Annotated in this window: 17 protein-coding genes; 13 read left to right on the plus strand and 4 right to left on the minus strand. The window is 59.5% G+C overall.

The window, feature by feature from the left end; translation table 11 throughout:
* The first annotated feature begins 6 nt into the window (after positions 1-6).
* Together rimB and rimK are read left to right on the plus strand one after the other, a co-directional pair.
* Positions 7-486, plus strand: coding sequence for a retropepsin-like aspartic endopeptidase RimB (gene rimB, locus AC1Q6Y_RS21370; RefSeq protein ID WP_008003225.1), 480 nt, complete (start codon positions 7-9; stop codon positions 484-486).
* Entirely contained in the window at positions 483-1,388 is a 906-nt protein-coding gene (rimK, locus tag AC1Q6Y_RS21375) for a 30S ribosomal protein S6--L-glutamate ligase (RefSeq protein ID WP_007972871.1), read from the plus strand. Before rimB ends, rimK begins: the two co-directional genes overlap by 4 nt.
* A 130-nt stretch (positions 1,389-1,518) precedes the next feature.
* On the opposite strand, the gene AC1Q6Y_RS21380 is transcribed toward rimK, so the two are convergent.
* Complete coding sequence (locus tag AC1Q6Y_RS21380) at positions 1,519-2,832, minus strand: ATP-binding protein (protein ID WP_057712466.1); 1,314 nt, start codon at positions 2,830-2,832, stop codon at positions 1,519-1,521.
* Positions 2,833-2,947: 115 nt separating this feature from the next.
* A complete protein-coding gene (ompR, locus tag AC1Q6Y_RS21385) occupies positions 2,948-3,688 on the minus strand; it encodes an osmolarity response regulator transcription factor OmpR (RefSeq protein ID WP_007983158.1) in 741 nt (246 codons plus the stop codon).
* Positions 3,689-4,049: 361 nt separating this feature from the next.
* Between ompR and AC1Q6Y_RS21390 the strand changes: the two genes are divergently transcribed.
* From AC1Q6Y_RS21390 to AC1Q6Y_RS21430, 9 genes are all read left to right on the plus strand, one after another.
* Positions 4,050-6,374 carry a Tex family protein gene (locus tag AC1Q6Y_RS21390; protein WP_349734779.1) on the plus strand — a complete coding sequence of 775 codons (2,325 nt, stop codon included), beginning with the start codon at positions 4,050-4,052 and terminating at the stop codon, positions 6,372-6,374.
* On the plus strand, positions 6,374-6,757 hold the full coding sequence (locus tag AC1Q6Y_RS21395) for a PaaI family thioesterase (RefSeq protein ID WP_218495341.1): 384 nt from the start codon (positions 6,374-6,376) through the stop codon (positions 6,755-6,757). Before AC1Q6Y_RS21390 ends, AC1Q6Y_RS21395 begins: the two co-directional genes overlap by 1 nt.
* 307 nt (positions 6,758-7,064) lie before the next feature.
* Complete coding sequence (gshA, locus tag AC1Q6Y_RS21400; RefSeq protein WP_492625113.1) at positions 7,065-8,648, plus strand: glutamate--cysteine ligase; 1,584 nt, start codon at positions 7,065-7,067, stop codon at positions 8,646-8,648.
* A gap of 232 nt (positions 8,649-8,880) precedes the next feature.
* Positions 8,881-9,858, plus strand: coding sequence for a taurine ABC transporter substrate-binding protein (gene tauA, locus AC1Q6Y_RS21405; protein WP_046040783.1), 978 nt, complete (start codon positions 8,881-8,883; stop codon positions 9,856-9,858).
* Positions 9,859-9,873: 15 nt separating this feature from the next.
* Positions 9,874-10,668, plus strand: a complete 795-nt coding sequence (gene tauB / locus AC1Q6Y_RS21410) for a taurine ABC transporter ATP-binding subunit (protein ID WP_154861255.1) — start codon at positions 9,874-9,876, stop codon at positions 10,666-10,668.
* Positions 10,665-11,498, plus strand: coding sequence for a taurine ABC transporter permease TauC (gene tauC, locus AC1Q6Y_RS21415; protein ID WP_492625114.1), 834 nt, complete (start codon positions 10,665-10,667; stop codon positions 11,496-11,498). The genes tauB and tauC overlap by 4 nt, the downstream gene beginning before the upstream one ends.
* Positions 11,499-11,643: 145 nt before the next feature.
* On the plus strand, positions 11,644-12,486 hold the full coding sequence (gene tauD / locus AC1Q6Y_RS21420) for a taurine dioxygenase (RefSeq protein ID WP_492625115.1): 843 nt from the start codon (positions 11,644-11,646) through the stop codon (positions 12,484-12,486).
* Between the two features lie 133 nt (positions 12,487-12,619).
* Complete coding sequence (locus AC1Q6Y_RS21425) at positions 12,620-13,297, plus strand: hypothetical protein (protein ID WP_492625116.1); 678 nt, start codon at positions 12,620-12,622, stop codon at positions 13,295-13,297.
* A 3-nt stretch (positions 13,298-13,300) separates the two neighbouring features.
* Positions 13,301-14,503, plus strand: coding sequence for an XRE family transcriptional regulator (locus tag AC1Q6Y_RS21430; RefSeq protein ID WP_492625117.1), 1,203 nt, complete (start codon positions 13,301-13,303; stop codon positions 14,501-14,503).
* Between the two features lie 92 nt (positions 14,504-14,595).
* On the opposite strand, the gene mgrA is transcribed toward AC1Q6Y_RS21430, so the two are convergent.
* Entirely contained in the window at positions 14,596-15,633 is a 1,038-nt protein-coding gene (gene mgrA, locus AC1Q6Y_RS21435) for an L-glyceraldehyde 3-phosphate reductase (protein WP_492625118.1), read from the minus strand.
* Between the two features lie 133 nt (positions 15,634-15,766).
* The gene (locus AC1Q6Y_RS21440) at positions 15,767-16,657 is read right to left on the minus strand and encodes a LysR family transcriptional regulator (RefSeq protein ID WP_218495354.1); all 891 of its coding nucleotides are present in this window, start codon (positions 16,655-16,657) and stop codon (positions 15,767-15,769) included.
* A 120-nt stretch (positions 16,658-16,777) separates the two neighbouring features.
* Here AC1Q6Y_RS21440 and AC1Q6Y_RS21445 point away from each other — a divergent pair, with 120 nt between their 5' ends.
* Both AC1Q6Y_RS21445 and AC1Q6Y_RS21450 read left to right on the plus strand, forming a co-directional pair.
* Complete coding sequence (locus AC1Q6Y_RS21445) at positions 16,778-17,518, plus strand: SDR family oxidoreductase (protein WP_218495356.1); 741 nt, start codon at positions 16,778-16,780, stop codon at positions 17,516-17,518.
* 166 nt (positions 17,519-17,684) lie between these two features.
* The gene (locus AC1Q6Y_RS21450; RefSeq protein WP_090452496.1) at positions 17,685-17,945 is read left to right on the plus strand and encodes a hypothetical protein; all 261 of its coding nucleotides are present in this window, start codon (positions 17,685-17,687) and stop codon (positions 17,943-17,945) included.
* Positions 17,946-17,952 lie beyond the last annotated feature (7 nt).

The raw sequence follows: 17,952 nt of genomic DNA on the forward strand, positions 1-17,952 counted from the left end.
GCACTATTGAAGACATTTGACCATTTGACCGTTGTCGGTCTGCGCGAGTGGGTGGCGCTCCCGGATTTGGGAGTCGCGGGCCTTCGGGCAAAAATCGACACCGGTGCCAGCACCTCAAGCCTCCACGCCACCGAAATCGAGCTGTTCGAGCGCGATGGTGAGCAGTGGGTGCGTTTTACCGCCCACCTGGGTTCCGTCGTACAACTGCGCCACCGACGCTGCGAAGCACCGCTGGTGACGATGAAAACCATTAAAAGCTCAAACGGTCACGCGCAGGTGCGATACGTGATCAGCACTACCCTGGCCCTTGGTGATCGGGTCTGGCGGGTCGAGTTCACGCTCGCCTGCCGCAAGTCCATGCGTTATCGCCTGCTGCTCGGCTCCAAAGCCCTGATTCACGGCCAGTTGGTGGTCAATCCGGGCATCAAGTACGTACAAGACAAGCCGGTGTTCCCGGTATCTACCTCCTCCACAGGTGTTGCATGAAGATCGCTGTGCTGTCGCGGAATCCGCGTCTGTATTCCACCCGTCGTCTGGTCGAAGCCGGTACCGAGCGTGGCCATGAAATGGTGGTGGTCGACACTTTGCGCGCCTACATGAACATCGCCAGCCACAAGCCACAGATCCACTACCGCGGCAAACCGCTGGAGGGTTTCGATGCGGTGATTCCACGGATCGGTGCATCCGTGACCTTTTATGGCTGTGCAGTGCTGCGCCAGTTCGAAATGATGGGGGTATTTCCGCTCAACGAATCGGTGGCCATTGCCCGTTCCCGGGACAAGCTGCGTTCGCTGCAATTGTTGTCCCGTCGCGGAATCGGCTTGCCGGTGACCGGGTTTGCCCACTCCCCCGATGACATTCCCGACCTGATCGAAATGGTCAACGGCGCGCCGTTGGTGATCAAGGTGCTGGAAGGCACCCAAGGCATCGGCGTGGTGCTGTGCGAAACCGCCACGGCCGCGGAATCGGTGATCGAGGCGTTCATGGGCCTCAAGCAGAACATCATGGTTCAGGAGTACATCAAGGAAGCCGGTGGTGCGGACATTCGCTGCTTCGTCGTCGGCGACAAGGTGATTGCAGCGATGAAGCGCCAGGCCAAGCCCGGCGAATTTCGCTCCAACCTGCATCGCGGTGGCAGCGCGAGCCTGATCAAGATCACCCCGGAAGAGCGCATGACGGCGTTACGTGCGGCGAAGGTCATGGGGCTGGCGGTGGCAGGCGTCGACATCCTGCGCTCCAACCACGGGCCGTTGGTGATGGAAGTTAACTCGTCGCCGGGTCTGGAGGGAATTGAGACCACCACCGGGAAGAATGTGGCGGGGATCATCATTGAGCATCTGGAGAAGAATGGTGGGCCGAATATGACTCGGACCAAAGGGAAGGGTTAAACCTCAAGCCTTGTGGCGGCAGGGATGCCGCCATCGCGAGCAAGCTCGCTCCCACAGGGTTTTAGCCAAAATCACTGTGGGAGCGGGCTTGCCCGCGAAGGGGCCGTCAGCTCCACTGAAAAATCAGGCCTTAAACGGCATCCCGCGGCAGCAGCAACCCCAACGGCAACCGCACCCGCGCTTCCAGCCCACCGCCCGAGCGGTTACGCAGCTCAACGTTGCCGCCATGCATCGAGGCAATCCGCTTCACGATCGCCAACCCCAACCCGGTGCCCTTGCCACCCCGGGCACGGTCACCGCGGGTGAACGGGTTGAAAATCGCCTCCAGCTCCGAAGGATCGATCCCGGCACCACGGTCCATGACACTCAGCACTACATACGGTGCGCTGGTATCCCCGGATACATACGCCGCCACCTCCACACCGCTGCCGGCATGATGCAGCGCGTTGCCGATCAGGTTGTTCAACAGTCGCTTCATCGATACCCGACGCAGCGGAAACGGCTGGATAGGCTCCAGGCGCAGCCGCACTTTTTCTTCGCTCTGGTTATACGGCGCGGCAACTTCACGGACCAGGTCGCTCAGGTCGACCTCTTCCACCGACTCGTCGCGCCCGTCACGAATGAACGCCAGGAACTGATCGAGAATCGCATCCATGTCTTCGATGTCACGCACCATGTCGTCGGTCAGGTCCGTGTGATCGCCCATCAGCTCCAGGGACAGACGCAATCGCGTCAACGGCGTGCGTAAATCATGGGAAACCCCGGCCAGCATCAGTTCACGCTCGCGACCGGCCTGTTCGACGTCTTCAGCCATCTGGTTGAAGGCGCGGTACACCTCGGTCATCTCGCTCGGCGTATCGCTGATTGGCAGGCGCACACTGCGGCCCTGGCCAAGTTGCCGCGCGGCATACACCAGACGCTTCAAAGGTTGGTTGAGCTGGCTGACGAAGATCCAGGCCGAAGCGGTGGACAGCAGGCCAATAGCGAGGAACCAGCCCAGCACGTTCCAGATTTTCTGGCCGCGCAACGGATGAGGATAAAGCGGTACTTTCAGCCAGCCATCACCCAGGCTTGGCGCCCGGACCCACAGCGCCGGTGGCGAATGCATGCGCAGCCGGACCTCAGTGTCGGCACCCAGCTCCGCCTGCATCTGCCGCTGGTAGATCTCGCTGTAAGGCCAGTGCTGTTCGCCTTCCGGCACGCCGGCACCCACCACCCGGATCAAGGTCGCGGCCTCGGCGATCTTGCCGCGGTTTTCTTCATCGGCAGCCCAATAGGCGCGCAGCGTCAGGGCGACACCGTGGCTGTACTGGCGGTCCACCAGCACGTCTTCGTTCATCAGCAGATAAACCAGGGTCAGCGCCTTGGAGAAGAGTACGACGATGAGCACCAGCCAAAGGGTGCGGGAGAAGAAGCTCTGGGGAAACCAAACGGGGGTTTTCATGGATAACCGTTAAACACTTGCAGGAGCGAGCGATGCTCGCATATTGCGGATCGCGAGTCTGCGGACAGGATCGATTGATCCGATGTCCGCGTGACCCGCTCCTACAAATCGCCAATCACTTGGTGGCGGTACCATCCGGTACAAACACGTAACCCACGCCCCAGACAGTCTGGATGTAACGCGGTTTGGACGGATCGGGCTCGATCATTCGGCGCAGACGGGAAATCTGCACATCGATGGAACGCTCCAGGGCATCCCACTCGCGGCCACGGGCCAGGTTCATCAATTTGTCGCGGGTCAGCGGTTGACGCGCGTTCATCACCAGGGCCTTGAGTACAGCGAACTCACCGGTGGTGAGCATGTGCACTTCTTCGCCGCGCTTGAGCTCGCGGGTAGCCAGGGACAATTCATAGTCACCGAAGGTCACGCTTTCGTCTTCGCTGCCTGGCGCGCCCGGCACCGGAGCCGACTGGCGACGCAGGACCGCTTTGACGCGAGCCATCAGCTCATCGGGGTTGAACGGCTTGGCCAGGTAATCGTCGGCACCCAGCTCCAGGCCCTTGATGCGGCTCAGCTCATCGCCCTTGGCGGTCAGCATGATGATCGGAATCTGGTTGTTCGCGCCGCGCAGACGGCGGCAGGCGGTCAAGCCGTCTTCACCGGGCAGCATCAGGTCGAGTACGACCAGGTTGAACACTTCGCGCGCCAGCAGGCGATCCATTTGCTCAGTGTTCGGTACGGCGCGGGCGCGGTAGCCCTTGCTGACGAAAAAACGCTCCAGCAGGCTGCTGAGCCCAGGATCGTCGTCAACAATAAGAATTTTTTCGCCTTCAGCAGTTTGTGCAGTGCTGCTCATTGGATGCTCCTTTGATCTCGGCGCGCATTATGGCGTAGCTGCCGTTATACGCACCGTGTGCATTGTTAGCAGATTTTTCCTTTAGTGCCAGAAAACCGGCCATTTCACCTGCAACCTGCGATGTCCCCGAATGCCGGAACGCTGGTTATAATGCGCGGCCTTTTGTGTCAGGCAACATCAGACAGGTACTACAGACGGACACCATTTTTTTTCATGGCGCCGGCAGTAATTGTTCGATTTCACGGGTCAACGGGATACCTTTTGATCCAGGTAGCGGCGCAGGCCAGGCCGCTCAACCAGACTCGCCCAGGCCCTATCTCTGCGCCTGCGAGCCTGCTTTCACAATTTGTCAGGTGGTTTTATGGACAGCATCAACAGCCGCATCGCCGAGGAACTCGGTGTACGCCCACAACAGGTCGAAGCGGCCGTCGCGCTACTCGATGAAGGCTCTACCGTTCCCTTCATCGCCCGTTACCGGAAAGAAGTGACCGGCAGCCTCGACGATACGCAATTGCGTCATCTGGAAGAGCGCCTGCGCTACCTGCGAGAACTCGACGAACGGCGTATCAGCATCCTCGCCAGCATCCAGGAGCAGGGCAAGCTGACCCCGCAACTTGAACGCGACATCAAGCTCGCCGACACCAAGACCCGTCTCGAAGACTTGTACCTGCCGTACAAGCAGAAGCGCCGCACCAAGGGCCAGATCGCCCTCGAAGCAGGCCTGGGCGAGCTGGCCGACGGCCTGTTCAACGACCCGTCCCTGAGCCCGGAAACCGAAGCCGCACGCTTCATCGACGCGGAAAAAGGCGTGGCCGATGTGAAGGCTGCCCTCGAAGGCGCCAAGTACATCCTGATGGAACGCTTCGCCGAAGACGCCGGCCTGCTGGACAAGCTGCGCAGCTACCTCAAGCAGGAAGCCACCCTCAGTGCCCGCGTGATTGCCGGCAAGGAAGAGGAAGGCGCCAAGTTCCGCGATTACTTCGAACACGACGAACCGCTCAAAAGCATGCCGTCGCACCGCGCGCTGGCGATTTTCCGTGGTCGCAACGAAGGCATCCTCAGCTCCGCGCTGAAAGTTGGCGACGAACTGCCGGGCAGCATGCACCCGTGCGAAGGCATGATCGGCCAGCAATTCGGCATCCAGAACCAGAACCGCGCCGCCGACAAATGGCTGGGTGAAGTGGTGCGCTGGACCTGGAAGGTCAAGCTCTACACCCACCTGGAGACTGACCTGTTGGGTGAGCTGCGCGATGGCGCGGAAACCGAAGCGATCAACGTATTCGCCCACAACCTGCACGACCTGCTGCTGTCGGCCCCAGCCGGCCCGCGCGCCACTTTGGGTCTCGACCCGGGCCTGCGCACCGGTTGCAAGGTCGCCGTGGTCGACTCGACCGGCAAGCTGCTGGATCACGCCACGGTTTACCCGCACGTGCCGCACAACAAGTGGGACCAGACCCTCGCCGTGCTCGCCGCCCTGTGCGCCAAGCACTCGGTGGACCTGATCGCCATCGGCAACGGTACCGCCAGCCGCGAAACCGACAAGCTGGCCGCTGAACTGATCAAAAAATACCCAGCCATGAAGATGACCAAGGTCATGGTTTCCGAGGCCGGCGCATCGGTTTACTCCGCCTCGGAACTGGCTTCCAAGGAATTCCCGGATCTGGACGTGTCGATCCGTGGCGCCGTGTCGATTGCCCGTCGCCTGCAAGACCCGTTGGCCGAGCTGGTGAAGATCGATCCGAAATCCATCGGTGTCGGCCAGTACCAGCACGACGTGTCGCAGCTGAAACTGGCCCGTGGCCTGGATGCGGTGGTCGAGGACTGCGTGAACGCCGTCGGCGTCGACGTGAACACGGCTTCCGTGGCACTGCTGGCGCGGATCTCCGGCCTCAACGCGACCCTGGCGCAGAACATCGTCAGCCACCGCGATGAGCACGGCGCATTCAAGACTCGCGCAGCCTTGAAGAAAGTCGCGCGCCTGGGTGAAAAAACCTTCGAACAGGCCGCAGGATTCCTGCGCGTCATGAACGGCGAAAACCCGTTGGACTCCTCGGCGGTTCACCCGGAAGCCTATCCGCTGGTTCAGCGCATCGCCGCCGAAACCGACCGTGACATCCGCTCGCTCATTGGCGATGCCACGTTCCTCAAGCGTCTCGATCCGAAGAAGTACACCGATGAAACCTTCGGTTTGCCGACCGTGACCGACATCCTCCAGGAACTGGAAAAACCCGGTCGCGACCCTCGCCCCGAGTTCAAGACCGCCGAGTTCCAGGAAGGCGTCGAAGACCTTAAGGACCTGCAACTGGGCATGATCCTCGAAGGCGTGGTGACCAACGTGACCAACTTCGGCGCCTTCGTCGATATCGGTGTGCATCAGGACGGTTTGGTGCACATCTCTGCGCTTTCGGAGAAGTTCATCAAGGATCCTCGCGAAGCGGTGAAGGCCGGTGACGTGGTGAAAGTGAAGGTCATGGAAGTCGACATCCCGCGCAAACGCGTGGGCCTGTCGATGCGCATGAGCGACACTCCGGGCGAGAAAATCGACGGTGCCCGCGGCGCACGTCCGGGTTCGGCGCCACGCCAATCCCAGAACACCGCACCGCGCAAGGAAACCACGGCAGCGGCCCCGAGCAACAACGCCATGGCTTCGCTGTTCGCCAATGCCAAGCAGCTGAAGAAACGTTGATGGACATTCCCGCCGGGCTGACCGAAAGCGCGTTTTTCAAGCTGCTGGGCTGCCGCTTGCACAGCCTGGAAACCGGGGTGGCGCAAGTCGCCCTGGGGCTGGAGCCCGAGCTGCGCAATCGCGGTGGCAAGCTGCACGGCGGGGCCTTGTTCAGCCTGGTGGACATTGCCATGGGGCTGGCCTGTTCCAGCACCCACGGCTTTGACCAGCAGAGCGCGACCATCGAGTGCAAGATCAACTACATTCGCGCCGTCTCTGACGGCGAGGTGATGTGCACGGCACGGGTGATTCATCCGGGCCGCCGCACGTTGGTGGTCGAGGCTGATGTGATGCAGGGCGACAAACTGGTCGCAAAAGCACAAGGCACGTTCGCTGTCCTGTAGCTAGTCGTCATCAAATTGAGTTAATTTCAGCGCTGTGACCACAGTGTCGGAATTTCCTGTGGGAGCGGGCTTGTGGCGAGGGGGCTTGCCCCCGTTTGAGTGCGTAGCACTCACAATATCTTGGAACATCAGAGGTTTTGGGGCTGCTTCGCAGCCCAACGGGGGCAAGCCCCCTCGCCACAGGTCCACTCCCACATCGATTGCGGCGAGATCCAAAACCAGGCGAAAACGCCAGTTTTAACTTCACCCTTGTAGACCGTCTTGCCCACCCCCATATTGGGGCGACTGACGCGTGAAGGAATCCAACTTGAGCGAACTTCTCAACCGCCGCCTGGCCCTGCTCGGCGAGCGCGCTAACCTCTCTCTGCTCGAACAGTGCCTTCACGGCATCGAACGTGAATGCCTGCGCGTGACCGATGAAGGTCGCCTGGCGCAAACGCCGCACCCGGAAGAATTGGGTTCCGCGCTGACCAATGAACAGATCACCACCGACTATTCGGAGTCGCTGTTGGAGTTCATCACCCCGGCCCTGCCCGATCCTGCCGATACGCTGGCGAGCCTGGACAGCATTCACCGCTTTGCCTACAGCAAGCTCGGCAACGAGTATCTGTGGAGCCCATCGATGCCGTGCCCGTTGCCGGCCGAGGAAGATATCCCGATCGCCTATTACGGCACGTCCAATATCGGGCAGCTCAAGTACGTCTACCGCAAGGGTCTGGCCCTGCGTTACGGCAAGACCATGCAATGCATTGCCGGCATCCACTACAACTTTTCCCTGCCGGAAAAACTCTGGCCGTTGCTCAAGCAGGCCGAAGGCTTTGTCGGCACCGACCGCGACTTCCAGTCATCGTCCTATATCGCGCTGATCCGCAACTTCCGCCGCTACAGCTGGCTGCTGATGTACCTGTTCGGCGCCTCGCCGGCACTGGACGCCGGGTTCCTGCGTGGTCGTTCGCACCAGTTGGAACAACTGGACCCGCAGACCTTGTACCTGCCGTACGCCACCAGCCTGCGCATGAGCGACCTGGGTTACCAGAGCAACGCCCAGGCTGGCCTGACACCGTGCTACAACGATCTGAACAGCTACACCGACAGCCTGCGCAAAGCGGTGGCCACGCCGTATGCGCCGTACGTCGAAGTCGGCACCCACCAGGATGGCGAGTGGGTACAGCTCAACACCAACATCCTGCAGATCGAAAACGAGTACTACTCCAACATCCGCCCCAAACGCGTGACCTACACCGGCGAGCGCCCTATCCAGGCACTGATGGCCCGTGGCATCCAGTACGTCGAAGTACGCTGCCTGGACATCAACCCGTTCCTGCCGATGGGCATCGACCTGACCGAGTCACGCTTCCTCGATGCGTTCCTGCTGTACTGCGCGCTCAATGACAGCCCGCTGCTCACCAGCACCAGTTGTGGCAACGCGACTTCGAACTTCCTCAGCGTGGTCAAGGAAGGTCGCCGTCCGGGCCTGCAACTGCAACGGGATGGCCAGCCGGTCGACCTGAAGGAATGGGCCGGCGAGCTGCTGGAAAAAATCGCCCCTCTGGCGGCTATGCTCGACCAGAGCCATGGCGGCGACGCCCACAGCAAGGCGCTGGACGCCCAGATGGCCAAGGTCCAGGACCCGTCCCTGACACCGTCGGCCCAGGTGTTGGCGGCGATGGCCGAACACAAGGAAAGCTTTGCCCAGTTCTCCCTGCGCCAGAGCCAGACCCATGCCGAGTTCTTCCGCAGCGAGCCGTTGCCGGCTGAGGAACAGGCGCAGTTTGAAGAGCGGGCGCGTTCGTCGCTGGCTCAGCAGGCTGAGCTGGAGCAGAACGAAGTCGGTGATTTCGATGTGTTTGTCGGGGCGTATCAGGCGAGCATTCTGGCGATCAGTAACTAACCTTCGAAGGTCCTGCGGACCTTATCGTCGGAACGCCGCCCGGAGCAAGCTCGCTCCCACAGGGTTCAATGGTCCACTGTGGGTGCGAGCTTGCTCGCGATGACCGCATAGCGGTCGCTCCTCAAGTAGTCCTCTCATAAGCTAATTCGAAAAAGTTATTTATTTTCGAATTCTTAGATCATTTAGTCTCTTTCTCACGCCGACACTCGGTCGCCTGACAAGGAGCTTTCTGATGAAACTGACTTTCCCTCTACGCTTGCTGGCGGCCGCGTCCTTGGCTACCGCGAGTTTTTTTGCCCAGGCGGCCGACTTCACCGTCGCCTACCAGACCACCGTTGACCCGGCGAAAGTCGCCCAGGCTGACGGCGCCTACGAAAAGGCCACCAAGGCCGATATCAGCTGGCGCAAATTCGACAACGGTGCCGATATCATCGCCGCCATCGCCTCTGGTGACGTGCAGATCGGCTACCTCGGTTCCAGCCCCCTGACCGCCGCCATCACTCGCAAAGTCCCGGTAGAAACCTTCCTCATCGCCACCCAGATCGGCGCCGCCGAAGCCTTGGTCGCCCGCGACGGTTCCGGGATCAAGACCCCGCAAGACCTGATCGGCAAGAAAATCGCCGTGCCGTTTGTATCCACCGGCCACTACAGCCTGCTCGCCGCGCTGAAGCACTGGAACATCGACCCGTCGAAAGTCACCGTTCTCAACCTGGCTCCACCCGCGATCATTGCCGCCTGGAAACGCGGTGACATCGACGCCACGTACGTTTGGGATCCGGCCCTCGGTGTCGCCAAGGAAAACGGCAAAGTGCTGATCACCTCCGGCGAGCTGGCCAAGTTCGGCGCACCGACTTTCGATGCCTGGATCGTGCGCAAGGATTTCGCCGAGAAGCACCCGGAGATCGTCACCGCGTTCGCCAAAGTGACTCTGGACGCCTACGCCGATTACCGCAAAGACCCGCAAGCCTGGCTCGCCAATCAGGGCAACGTCGACAAGCTGGTAAAGCTGTCTGGAGCCAAGGCCAGTGACATTCCATTGCTGCTGCAAGGCAACGTCTACCCGCTGGCGGCTGACCAGGTGCTCACCCTCGGCGCGCCGACCACCAAAGCCATCACCGACACCGCGGCGTTCCTCAAGGAACAAGGCAAGGTCGAGGCCGTGCTGCCGGACTACGCGCCGTACGTCAGCGCCAAGTTCATCACCAACTGATCGGGAGTCAACGCGATGGCCTTGCTACAGCTGGAGCGCATCAGCGCACAGTACCCCGGCAACCCGGAACCGGTGTTGGCGGATATCTCCCTGAGCCTGGGCCCCCGGCAATTGCTGGTCGCCCTCGGCCCGTCCGGCAGTGGCAAGACTTCGCTGTTGAACCTGATTGCCGGTTTCGTCGAACCCAGCGCCGGGCGCATCACCCTCGACGGCGTGCCCGTCAAAGGCCCGAGTGCCGAGCGTGGCGTGGTGTTCCAGGACGACGCGCTGCTGCCATGGCAAGACGTGCTGGCCAACGTCGGGTTCGGCCTGGAGCTGGCCGGTATCGCCCGGGAAAAACGCGAAGCTCGCGCCAGGGAAATGCTCGCCCTGGTCGATCTGTCCGGTTTTGAACAGCGCCGCATCTGGCAGCTTTCGGGCGGCCAGAAGCAGCGTGTCGGCCTGGCTCGCGCCCTCGCCGCCGACCCGCGCGTGTTGCTGATGGACGAACCTTTCGGCGCCCTCGACGCCTTCACCCGCGAGCAGATGCAGGAGCTGTTGCTGCAGGTCTGGCAACGCACCGCCAAGCCGGTGTTCCTGATCACCCACGACATCGAAGAAGCCGTGTTCCTCGCCACCGACCTGATTCTGTTGGCGCCCAACCCGGGGCAAATCGTCGAACGCCTGAGCCTCGATTTTGGTCAGCGTTATGCCGCCGGTGAGTCGGCCCGCTCGATCAAGTCCGACCCGCGTTTTATCGAAACCCGCGAACACGTACTCGCCAAAGTGTTCTCCCAACGCAGCGCCGCCCAGCGGCAGGAGCGCGCATGAGCAGTTACGAAATTCCCGTCGCGGCGATAACGCCAGGCTCAGCCGTAATTCCGGCAAGTCGCCGTTTGAGCACTCGCTGGATCAGTGTGCTGACGCTGGTCGTTCTCGTTGCTATTTGGTGGGCCGTGACGGCGACCGGCTTGATCGAGCCGCTGTTCCTGCCACCACCTTCCGCCGTGCTGCAAAAAGGCTGGCTACTGGCGACCTCGGGTTATATGGATTCAACCCTGTGGCAGCACCTGGGCGCGAGTCTGAGCCGCATCGGCCTGGGCCTCGGCTTTGCGATCCTCACCGCCGTGCCGGTGGGAATCGCCATCGGCGCCAACCGTATCGCCCGTGGTGTGCTCGACCCGCTGATCGAGTTCTACCGGCCGATTCCTCCGTTGGCTTATCTGCCACTGATCGTGATCTGGTGCGGCATCGGTGAATTGTCGAAAGTGCTGCTGATCTACCTGGCAATCTTCGCCCCGATTGCCATTGCCACCGCCACCGGTGTGCGCACGGTCGACCCGGCCAAACTGCGTGCCGCGCAGTCGCTCGGCGCAACGCGCGTGCAGTTGATTCGCCACGTCATTTTGCCGAGTGCCTTGCCGGACATCCTGACCGGTGTGCGCATTGGCCTCGGCGTGGGTTGGTCGACGCTGGTCGCCGCTGAACTGATCGCCGCCACCAGCGGTCTGGGCTTCATGGTGCAATCGGCCGCGCAGTTTTTGGTCACCGATGTGGTGGTACTGGGGATTCTGGTGATCGCAATGATCGCCTTCGCAATGGAGCTCGGCCTGCGTGCCCTGCAACGCAAACTGGTGCCGTGGCATGGTCAGGTTCACTGAATGATTACCCTGTAAGAAACCCTGTGGGAGCGAGCTTGCTCGCGATTGCAGAGTGTCAGACACCACTGTTGTGACTGACATATCGCTATCGCGAGCAAGCTCGCTCCCACAGTAATCAACACCCCCGAATTTCAAGAGAATCACCATGAGTGACTTGACCATCGTCCTCCTAAGCTCCGCCCTCGGCGCACAGATCAGCGGCATCGACATCAGCCAGCCGCTGAACCTGGAACAGCGCGATGCCATCGAACAGGCCCTGCTCAAGCATCAGGTGCTGTTCTTCCGCGACCAGCCGATCACGCCACAGCAACAGGCGCGATTCGCCGCGAATTTCGGCGACCTGCACATTCACCCGATCTACCCCAATGTGCCGGAACAACCGGAAGTGCTGATCCTCGACACCGCCGTCACCGACGTGCGCGACAACGCGATCTGGCACACCGACGTGACCTTCCTGCCAACCCCGGCCATGGGCGCGGTGCTCAGTGCCAAGCTGCTGCCGGAGTTTGGTGGCGACACGTTATGGGCCAGCGGGATTGCCGCCTATGAAGCCCTGTCGACGCCGCTGAAAACCTTGCTCGAAGGTCTGACCGCCACCCATGACTTCACCCGTTCGTTTCCGCTGGAGCGCTATGGCAACACGCCCCAGGCACTGGCCCAGTGGGAAGAAGCACGGCGCAAGAATCCGCCGCTGTCGCACCCGGTGATCCGCACGCACCCGGTAAGCGGGCGCCGCTCGCTGTTCGTCAACGAAGGTTTCACTTCGAAGATCAACGAGCTGTCGGAAACCGAAAGCGAGGCGATTCTGAAGTTCCTGTTCGCCCATTCAACGCGGCCGGAATTCACCATTCGCTGGCGCTGGCAGAAAGACGACATCGCATTCTGGGATAACCGCGTGACCCAGCATTACGCAGTGGATGACTACCGGCCGGCGCGGCGGGTGATGCAGCGGGCGACGGTGTTGGGGGATGTGCCGTTTTTTCGGTAGTTTTTGTCCAGGCCCCATTCTGGATAGAGACACGTACACTTTATTTCCAACTGTATAAAAAAACAGCAAGCTCTTCCATAACGAATAAAAAAGGCGTAAAAATCCGCTTACCGAACAGTCAGTGGTGAAACGCATGGTCACAAAAGAAGAAATTCAAGGCTTCATTCGTTCGCAAGTCGATAAAGATTTTTTTGACGAGCTTGGGGTTTTGATTCCTCAAACCTTTCAAAAAGCTTCAAAGGAGGTGCAGGATCTCCTTGTGCATACTCCTCACGAAGACCTGCGAGGCCACTTACGCCATTCACTTGTTCAAGACGCCCTTGCTGGGATGAAACGATGGAACCCAATAATCAAAACGACAGATCCAAAAGGGCACAATTACGTGCTATTGGAACTGGGAAATTTGCGAATCACATCTGTCGTCCTTCCTTGGCAAAAAGAAATTCGTGCTGCGAAACACCGCACCGAGCTGAAAACCTTGAACGAATCTTTAGCTTCCATTCAGATGGACTGGATTGACGGGTTGACGCATACCGTAACTGAACAGCTGATCCATGCCCTTGTCGTAGTTCATGCACCGCCTCCACGTTCAGAGGACCAATCAGAGCCTCGAGCAATCATGATGGCTGTGCCATATTTCAACGGCAAAGGCTTCCATATGGACTGCACGTTCGAAGAGCTTCTTCAGGGCTACTCTGACAATCAGGTAACTGATCAGAAACCGATTGAATTGGTGAAATTGCGAGATAAGATGCGCCGCGCCGAAGAAATCGAAGACCAAACTAATGATGAGCAAAATTCCAAGAGGTGAACCATGAGAACCGGAGTCGCGGGCTTTCAGTCCGAACGTCTCAAGCAGTTACGGCTCACGTTTGGTATCACCCAGACCGCTTTGGCCGAAATGGTAGGACGTGCCTCTGGAAACATCTCTAAGTGGGAGAACGGGCTTCAAGTTCCTGAAGCTGATGCGTTCCAACGGCTATGCGAGGTCTTTGGCGTCAGTGAAAACTGGTTGCTCGAGAAACAAATCGTGACGAGTGAAAGCAAGCCGTTCTTCTTCCGCTCACAGGTGAGCGCCACTGCTAACGCAAGGGAAATAGCGGAGGTACGCCTGGAGTGGCTTCAAGACATCTCCTACAAGCTTCAGGAAAGCCTTGAGTTTGTCGCTGTTAATGTTCCACATCTAGAAGAAAGCAATTGCCTGCTGATTTCCGACGAAGAAATCGAACGAATGGCCACCGAATGTCGCCAAGCGTGGGGCTTGGGAATTGCTCCCATACCCAATGTCGTTCAAGTGCTTGAAAATGCGGGCATCGTCTGCACTCGAACGACGTTAGGCCACCTGAAAATGGATGGTGTATCAAACTGGTATGAGCTGGATCAGCGGCCTTACGTGCTTCTAGTTGCAGATAAGGCGAACGGCATACGTAATCGATTCGATGCGGCCCATGAATTGGGTCATATCGTTCTCCATCGGAATATTTCGAAGGAACAGTACGAATCGAATTACGCACTGCTCGAATCACAGGCACATCGATTCGCAAGCGCATTCCTGATGCCGGCAGAAAGCTTCCTACGAGAGATTCGCTGGCCTACTCTGGATACTTTGCTAGCACTAAAGCCACGTTGGAAGGTGTCCGTGGCAGCGATGGTTCATAGGTGTCTAGACCTAGAGATAATCAACGACACAACGACAACCAGATTATGGAAAGCCAGATCAGCAAGAGGCTGGGTCAAAGGTGAACCTATGGACGCTGACTTTGACTTTGAAAGACCTCAGTTAATTGCACGAGGCGTAAAAATGCTCGTGGAGAACAAGGTACTTTCCCGGTCTCAAGTCAGACAGCTACTGGGCCTGCCTCTACCGACGCTTGAGAGCCTATGTAGCTTGGATAAGGGTTATTTCACCTTGCCTGATCAATCGCAAGTGATCGACATGCAGCTCAGAAAGAGGTCTGCGAGGGATACATTTTTCAGCGAGACAGCAGAAATACTCGGCTTTCCAAGCAAAAAGTAACGACCACGCATACCTCTTAAACTAATCACGGACAAGCCACTTTACCTCTACCTTGGCTTATCCGTGATTCAGAAATTTGCCTTCCAGAAAGCTCACTCCGCCGTCGAAGGCTTCTCCCAAAGATTGATCCCGCCCTCCTGGGCAAACCGGTCAATCTCCGCCAGTTCCTCTGCACTAAAGCTCAGGTTCTTCAACGCCCCGACGTTTTCGATGATCTGCTCCGGCCGGCTCGCGCCAATCAAGGCCGAAGTGACCCGAGGATCGCGCAGGGTCCAGGCCAGCGCCAGTTGCGCCAGGCTCTGGCCACGACGCCTGGCGATTTCGTTGAGTGCCCGCACTTGGGCGATGTTGGCCTCGGACAAGTGCGACGCCTGCAACGAACCACCCCCCGGACGATTGACCCGTGCATCCGTCGGCACGCCGTTGAGGTATTTGTCGGTCAGCAATCCCTGCGCCAGCGGCGTGAAGGCAATCACGCCAGTGCCGAGTTCGTCGGTGGTATCGAGCAGGTCTTTTTCCACCCAGCGATTGAGCAGGTTGTAGGCCGGCTGGTGAATCAGCAGCGGCACTTTCCACTCTTTGAGCAACGTCGCCATTTCGCGGGTTTTCACCCCGGAATAAGACGAAATGCCGATGTACAGCGCCTTGCCCTGCTGCACCGCAGTGGCCAGTGCGCTGGCGGTTTCTTCCAGCGGGGTGTCCGGATCGAAGCGGTGGGAATAAAAGATGTCGACGTAGTCCACGCCAAGGCGTTGCAGGCTCTGGTCGAGGCTGGCCAGCACGTACTTGCGCGAACCGCCGCCCTGACCGTAAGGGCCGGGCCACATGTCCCAACCGGCCTTGCTGGAAATGATCAGCTCGTCGCGGTACTGCTTGAAGTCTTCGCGCAGTAAACGGCCGAAGTTGATCTCGGCGCTGCCATACGGCGGGCCGTAGTTGTTGGCCAGGTCGAAATGGTTGATGCCCAGATCGAATGCCGTGCGCAACAACGCGCGCTGGGTATCGATCGGCGTGCTGTCGCCGAAGTTGTGCCACAGGCCCAACGACAGCGCCGGCAACACCAGGCCGCTGCGGCCCACGCGGCGGTAAGGGATGGAGTCGTAGCGGTTTTCGGCAGCGGTGTAAGTCATCGAATCCTCTCTTGTCTGTCTTGAATCTGGTATCGACTGCTTTGCCAGTCGCCCAGCATACGCCCGGACAGACGCCAGAAAACCCCGGATTCGACTAATGGCTGAAACGTTTCACATGCTCCCCATTTACCAGCTACCGGGCCTGCGCAAACACCTCTCCCAACCAATCCACAAATACCCGAACCCGTGGCGACATGTGTCGATTGTGTGGATAAAGCACTGACACCGGCATTGGCGGCGGCGGTGTCTCGGTGAGGATTTCCTTCACCAGCCCCTGGGCGATCTGCGTTTCCATCCGGTAATGCGGGCACTGGATCAAGCCCAGTCCGGCGATGGCCGAGGCTGCGTAGATTTCGGCGCCGAACACCGAAACGGCGCCATCGATGGTCACTTCCCTGAGTTCGCCGTCCACCATGAATTCGAACGGGAACAACTTGGCGGTGGTGCGTGAGACGTAGTTCACCGCGCGGTGGTACTTCAGGTCGTCGAGGCTTTTTGGCTCGCCGTTTTTACGCAGATAGGCAGGGCTGGCGCAGGTGATCTGGCGTAGGTTGGCGACACGTTTTCCGATCAGCGCGGAGTCGCTCAAAGTGCCGGCGCGCAGCACGCAGTCGACGCCTTCGGCGATCAAGTCGACAAAGCGGTCAGCCTCGCTAATGGACAGCTCGATGTCGGGATAACGCGCCATGAATTGTGGCAAAGCAGGGATCACGAAGTGCTTGGCCAATGTCCCGTGCAAGTCCACCCGCAACCGCCCCTTCGGTGCCACACCGCGAAACGCCAATTCCGCTTCTTCCAGCTCTGCCAGCAGTTGCACGCAACGCAGGTAGTACGCCTCGCCATCCAGCGTCGGACGCACTTTACGCGTGCTGCGCTCCAACAAACGCGTACCCAGCCAGGCCTCGAACTGATTCAAGGTGTGGGTCAGCGTCGCGCGTGGCAGGTTCAGGTCATCGGCAGCCTGCGTGAAGCTGCTGCGCTCGTAGATCCGCACAAAAACCTTCATCGCTTTGACTTGATCCACAGCTCACTCCAGGCACTCGATTGTTGGCGATTATTGAACAGTCAAGGCAACTCTCGTGCATTTATCGCCCTGAGTAAACATGTGAAATTGGCTTCACACCCCATCAACAGGAACACCAACATGGCTCATCAAACTCCGAAAGTTGCCATCGTGACCGGCGCCTCCCGCGGCATTGGCGCGGTCATCGCCAAACAACTGGCCAGCGAAGGTTTCGCCGTTGCCATCAACTACGCCAGCAGCGCCACCGAAGCGTCGAAACTGGTGGTGGAGCTGCGTCAGGCCGGTTGCCAGGCCCTGGCGATCAAGGCCGATGTAGCCAACGCCGACGACGTACGCCGGATGTTCGACGAGGTTGAAACCCAGTTCGGCAAGGTCGATGTGTTGGTGAACAACGCCGGCATCCTCAAAGTGCTACCGCTGGCGCAACACAGCGACGAACTGTTCGAGCAGAACTTCAACATCCACGCTCGCGGTACCTTCAATACCCTGCGTGAAGCGGCAACCCGCCTGAACAGCGGTGGCCGGATCATCAACTTCTCCAGCAGCACCGTCGGCATGAACCTGCCGGGCTACGCGGTGTACATCGCCAGCAAAGCGGCAGTGGAATCTCTGACCCAGGTATTCGCCAAGGAAATGCGCGGGCGCAACATCACCGTCAACGCGGTGGCTCCCGGGCCCGTGGCCACCGACTTGTTCCTGCATGGCAAGAGCGAAGAACAGATTCAGACCTTCGCCAAAATGGCGCCGCTGGAGCGTCTGGGGCAGCCGGAGGACATTTCCCGTGTCGTGTCGTTTCTGGCGGGGCCGGATTCAGGTTGGGTCAATGGGCAGATTTTGCGGGTGAATGGCGGGTTGGTTTAACTGAGTTCACACTGAGACCGCAGCGCCCCCAATCGCGAGCAAGCTCGCTCCCACAGGGGATCTCCTTTGAGCACAAATTTTGTGAGCAACCAAGATCAATGTGGGAGCGAGCTTGCTCGCGATGGCTGCCTCCAAAGCAATGCACATCTGAAGGGCGGGACAGTTCATGCACACCACCATCATCATCACCTTCGGCCTGATTCTCCTGGCGCTGATGCTCTACATCGGCGAGAAAGTCGGCTTCACCCGCCAGACCCTGGCCTACAGTTTTATCCTGCTGTGGCTGGCACTGACGCTAATCAATGGCGCAGTCGGCATAGTGCATGCCGGCCAGCCATTGAGCAGCGAACTGGTGGTCGGTAGCGCCGTGTTCGGTGTCCCGGTGGCGGCGCTGGTGTTGTTCATGGTGTTGACCTCCGAAACGTGAAGGCCTT

It is taken from the genome of Pseudomonas sp. GW823-FHT06E10 (assembly GCF_058794995.1).

What these genes read in the sequence shown, in the direction of transcription:
- rimK (WP_007972871.1), top strand. Translation starts at nt 483, where the DNA reads ATGAAGATCGCTGTGCTGTCGCGGAATCCGCGTCTGTATTCCACCCGT.
- AC1Q6Y_RS21380 (WP_057712466.1), bottom strand. Translation starts at nt 2,832, where the DNA reads ATGAAAACCCCCGTTTGGTTTCCCCAGAGCTTCTTCTCCCGCACCCTT.
- ompR (WP_007983158.1), bottom strand. Translation starts at nt 3,688, where the DNA reads ATGAGCAGCACTGCACAAACTGCTGAAGGCGAAAAAATTCTTATTGTT.
- AC1Q6Y_RS21390 (WP_349734779.1), top strand. Translation starts at nt 4,050, where the DNA reads ATGGACAGCATCAACAGCCGCATCGCCGAGGAACTCGGTGTACGCCCA.
- AC1Q6Y_RS21395 (WP_218495341.1), top strand. Translation starts at nt 6,374, where the DNA reads ATGGACATTCCCGCCGGGCTGACCGAAAGCGCGTTTTTCAAGCTGCTG.
- tauA (WP_046040783.1), top strand. Translation starts at nt 8,881, where the DNA reads ATGAAACTGACTTTCCCTCTACGCTTGCTGGCGGCCGCGTCCTTGGCT.
- tauB (WP_154861255.1), top strand. Translation starts at nt 9,874, where the DNA reads ATGGCCTTGCTACAGCTGGAGCGCATCAGCGCACAGTACCCCGGCAAC.
- tauC (WP_492625114.1), top strand. Translation starts at nt 10,665, where the DNA reads ATGAGCAGTTACGAAATTCCCGTCGCGGCGATAACGCCAGGCTCAGCC.
- tauD (WP_492625115.1), top strand. Translation starts at nt 11,644, where the DNA reads ATGAGTGACTTGACCATCGTCCTCCTAAGCTCCGCCCTCGGCGCACAG.
- AC1Q6Y_RS21425 (WP_492625116.1), top strand. Translation starts at nt 12,620, where the DNA reads ATGGTCACAAAAGAAGAAATTCAAGGCTTCATTCGTTCGCAAGTCGAT.
- AC1Q6Y_RS21430 (WP_492625117.1), top strand. Translation starts at nt 13,301, where the DNA reads ATGAGAACCGGAGTCGCGGGCTTTCAGTCCGAACGTCTCAAGCAGTTA.
- mgrA (WP_492625118.1), bottom strand. Translation starts at nt 15,633, where the DNA reads ATGACTTACACCGCTGCCGAAAACCGCTACGACTCCATCCCTTACCGC.
- AC1Q6Y_RS21445 (WP_218495356.1), top strand. Translation starts at nt 16,778, where the DNA reads ATGGCTCATCAAACTCCGAAAGTTGCCATCGTGACCGGCGCCTCCCGC.
- AC1Q6Y_RS21450 (WP_090452496.1), top strand. Translation starts at nt 17,685, where the DNA reads ATGCACACCACCATCATCATCACCTTCGGCCTGATTCTCCTGGCGCTG.